1 protein-coding gene and 2 pseudogenes are annotated in these 2,616 nt (G+C 62.4%); 2 read left to right on the top strand and 1 reads right to left on the bottom strand.

What is annotated here, in order from left to right; translation table 11 throughout:
• Positions 1–361: 361 nt before the first annotated feature.
• Positions 362–753, bottom strand: a pseudogene (locus ACLP25_RS01845) (electron transfer flavoprotein subunit beta/FixA family protein); the annotation flags it as partial.
• Positions 754–1,774: 1,021 nt separating this feature from the next.
• Between ACLP25_RS01845 and ACLP25_RS01840 the strand changes: the two are divergent.
• Positions 1,775–2,014 (top strand): hypothetical protein, encoded by a 240-nt coding sequence (locus tag ACLP25_RS01840; RefSeq protein WP_442467544.1) that lies wholly within the window; start codon positions 1,775–1,777, stop codon positions 2,012–2,014.
• Between the two features lie 80 nt (positions 2,015–2,094).
• Positions 2,095–2,616, top strand: a pseudogene (locus ACLP25_RS01835) (transposase); the annotation flags it as partial.

Here is a 2,616-nt window from a genome sequence, read left to right as displayed (position 1 = left end):
TCATCGCCGGTCAGCACGGCCATGTGAATTACGAGGTCATTCCCTCGGTCGTCTACACCATGCCGGAGATCGCCGCCGTTGGCGCGTCAACAGCACCGACCCAACCCGATCGGCATATCCTTTGGGTCGAGGAGCACGGGCGGATGAATTGGCAGAAGGCCTCCGGCGTTACAAATGCGTCGTCGGCGACGCGCTACATTCACGCCAGGACGCCCAACTTGCGACCGAGATTGCCGTCGCGGTCAAATCGCTCAACCGAATGCGCGAATTCGGGCAAGCAAAATTCGTCCGCGTCGCTTGAGGGATATCGCATCAACGCGCCGACGCGTCACTCCAGGCCTCCATGCAACAAGCTCCCGGTCAGCGCGGCAAGCATCTGGCCGGTCTGGTTGCAATCGTCGTCGATCGCCTGCTTGCCCATGATCAAGAGGCCCGGCTCTTCCTCGGCGACCACGCCTTTGAGGACATTGGCAACCGCGAGCGGCTCGACGATCCCGTCGGTCTTGACCAGAATGCCGCGGTCGGCGCCCGTCGCCAGCGCGGTGCGCAGCTTCTCGCTCGCTTGCGCCGGCCCGATCGACACGATTACGACTTCCGTCGCCTTGCCTTCTGGCGAAGCGCTTCCTCGACGGCGATCTCGTCGAATGGATTCATCGACATCTTGACGTTGGCGAGCTCCACGCCCGAACCGTCCGACTTGATGCGGATCTTGATGTTGTAATCCACCACGCCCGATGCCGCCGTTCGCTCCAAGCCTCCCCCGCAACTTGAAGGCGCGGCGTAGGGCTCGATCGTGAGGGGCTTCACGCCGGCAGCGATAGGCAAGCCGGTAGGGTTGGGCGCGCCGCGAAGGTGAAGGTGCGGACTCAGGCTCTCACGCGTCGAAATCAGCCGAAAATCCGTCCGGAAACCCGTTCCCAAACTCGTCTTCGGCCCAAAATCGTCGGCACGGTTCATGGACGATGCTTAGCGTAGGATTTGGAACAGACTCCACGATGACCTCAAGAGACTGGCGCACTGCACCAACGGACAGGGGAATCATCCGAGCGCACAATCGCATCGGGCCACCTCAAGTGTTTATATTTCTCCCGACGAAAAGCATCCACTGGGAGTGGGCGCGCCATGCAAAGCCTAATCGAGCAATTCCGCCGCTATCCGACCACGGACAACGCACGGCGCCTGCGGCAATATTTCGAGCGAAATCCGTCGCGCGTTTGGGTGGTCAGAGGGAACGACTTGCATATGCTCGCGGCCGCCGACGTTCGCGGCTTCGGTCATTAGCATCCCATCCAAAGCGCGTCGGGACGCCTTGTCTGGCTCGCGCGGTGCCACGGTGGAGGCTGAAAATGAACAAACTGTTCGGCTGCCCGTACGTTTTCGAAAGCGAGAACTGCGCAGTTATATGGATGCGTGACGAGGGTTATGTTTTCGGGCGATTCCGCTCTCCGCGACGCGCATTCGAGTCCATTGCGACGTTCGCGCAAACGGACGGCGCAAAGCGCGCGTTTGACGCCTATAACCGCGCGATATCCGGGTCGCGGATGGCCGCATGAGTAAGAAAGGGCGCGCCTCGGCTTCGGTTTTCCACGCAGGCGCGGGGCGACTCGGCCGGTGAGGATCTGCACCGGCTCACTCGTTTACGTTGGGCAGCGCCTTTCCACAGGGGCGCCACCTGACGGCTTCGGGCCACCGAGGGGGATCCGCGGCGGCCCGAAGTCGACCTGAATCATTGCCTGGCGGCGCATCCAAGCGGCGCTGAGGAAAGAGGACGAACATGGACGCGCAGCAGGCTCACGACGAAGCGATGGTGGACCCGAAGGATTGGAAGCTCAATCTGGGCAGCAAGGAGCGGCTGGAGGCTTTACTAAGAGCGAAAAACGCTTCCGGCGAGCCGCCGCCTTTCAGAGAGTCCGAACGGCCCGCGCCGAGGGAGGCGATTGCGCAGGCGATGAAGCGGCACCCTGGTCTTACGCGGGAAGACGCGGAGGAGGTAGCTCTCGTGTTCGGGTTCTAGCAGTCTGTCGGACTTAACGCATGCCTGGGGATTGGGTAGAATCGATGCGTTGATTCGGCCTTTGGCTGGGTGGGGCGCTGCTGAGCAATTTCCGCACGATTGACGGGCAGACCGGCTTTTTGCTTCCCCCTTCGGTCGACGAGTGGTTTGCCGGAGCGGCATCTGGCTCGTTTCGTCGTGGAGGTGATGGACGGCCTCGATCTTCGGGCGATGAGCGGGGATTATCGGGGCTCCGGCTCGACGGCGTATCATCCCTCGATGCCGCTTGGACTGCTGGTCTACGGCTACGCGACTGGCGTTTTTTCGAGTCGCAATCTCGAGCGGGCCACCCATGACAGCGTGGCGTTTCGCCTCATCGCCGCCAACGATCATCCGACCACGACACCATCGCGGCGTTCCGGCGGCGGGTTCTGAAAGAGATCGAGGCGCTGTTCGTTCAGGTGCTGCTGCTGGCGCGCGAGATGGGCGTGCTGAACACGGGCACGGTGGCGCTGGACGGCACGAAGATCCACGCCACGCCAGCCGGCACAGCGCGCTTTCTTACGAGCACGCGGGCAAGATCGAAGCGCAGTTGAAGGCCGAGCTCGCCGGACGTTCGCGCG

Source organism: Roseiarcus sp., from assembly GCF_052145395.1.
Classification (GTDB): domain Bacteria; phylum Pseudomonadota; class Alphaproteobacteria; order Rhizobiales; family Beijerinckiaceae; genus Roseiarcus.
This window is presented reverse-complemented; position numbering and strand designations above follow the sequence as displayed.